Origin of the sequence: Mesorhizobium sp. M7A.F.Ca.MR.176.00.0.0 (assembly GCF_004023165.1) — a bacterium.
Lineage (GTDB): Bacteria > Pseudomonadota > Alphaproteobacteria > Rhizobiales > Rhizobiaceae > Mesorhizobium.
The window spans coordinates 1-311 of sequence record NZ_RZTC01000327.1 but is presented as its reverse complement, the minus strand read 5'-3'; the positions used below and the strand labels follow the sequence as shown (position 1 = coordinate 311).

Here is a 311-nt window from a genome sequence, read left to right as displayed (position 1 = left end):
CCGGACATGAACGCATTTGATGTCCGTCCAACGCTGGATGCTCCCGACGACGATCTCTATCTTTGGCTTGAAGATGTGGAAGGCGAGCGGGCACTTGCCTGGGCCGCCGGCCAGTCGGCAAAGACCCTGAAGCACTTCAGTGGAACGCAGTTCGAGCGCGACCGCGCGACTCTGAAGGCAGGCCTGTTCCCTAAGCGGCGTCGCATCTCCCCCGGCCGAGTCGCATGGCTTGAATCCGATATCAGGGCTTGGATGGAAACTAGACCTGAGAGCCGCACCGCATGAATGTAGCCTCCCAATATCTGCCGCTT

The 311-nt window shown here is 59.8% G+C and carries 1 protein-coding gene; it reads left to right on the top strand.

The genetic code is table 11. The features are described 5' to 3' along the window. Window positions 1-6: 6 nt before the first annotated feature. Window positions 7-285: an AlpA family phage regulatory protein gene (locus EOB59_RS37275; RefSeq protein WP_127309512.1), complete on the top strand. Its 279-nt coding sequence runs from the start codon at window positions 7-9 to the stop codon at window positions 283-285. The last annotated feature ends 26 nt before the right edge of the window (window positions 286-311 follow it).

Bases quoted from the DNA above. Each gene is read 5' to 3' on its own strand.
- EOB59_RS37275 (WP_127309512.1), top strand. From the start codon at position 7: ATGAACGCATTTGATGTCCGTCCAACGCTGGATGCTCCCGACGACGAT.